The 388-nt window shown below is 33.0% G+C and carries 1 protein-coding gene; it reads right to left on the bottom strand.

Annotation, left to right across the window (positions count from 1 at the left end; all coding sequences use genetic code 11):
- Window positions 1-9: 9 nt before the first annotated feature.
- Window positions 10-150, bottom strand: coding sequence for an SAS049 family protein (locus tag HZY83_RS00095; protein ID WP_002436115.1), 141 nt, complete (start codon window positions 148-150; stop codon window positions 10-12).
- Window positions 151-388 lie beyond the last annotated feature (238 nt).

A 388-nucleotide genomic window follows, 5' to 3' on the forward strand; every position in this document is an offset into this window, starting at 1 on the left:
GGTTAAGACTTATTTGTCGTCTTTGTCTTTTTTGTCGTCGTCTCCGCCACCAGTGTATTCGTTAATTTTATCTTTTGCTTTGTTAACTTGTTCGTTATCGCTATCCTTGAATTTTTCTGCTGCTTCTTTTGCTTTATCCATGAAACTCATAAATAATAGCTCCTTTCGAATTTGAAAAATTATTTTTTGCTTATTAATAAGGTCACTTGCTTTATCTTTGACATTTACAACGAATTCATTCGTTTCGCCATAAGCACTATTTTACGGACCTTCACTTTCAAGTTCTTGGTTGATGGTAGCATTTCCAATTGACTATTTGACGTTAGCTTAAGTTTATTTAAACTTAATTTCGTCTGCCATACTTACTACCTCTTCGATGTATTAATTG

This window comes from Gemella sp. GH3 (assembly GCF_013415425.1).
Taxonomy (GTDB): domain Bacteria; phylum Bacillota; class Bacilli; order Staphylococcales; family Gemellaceae; genus Gemelliphila.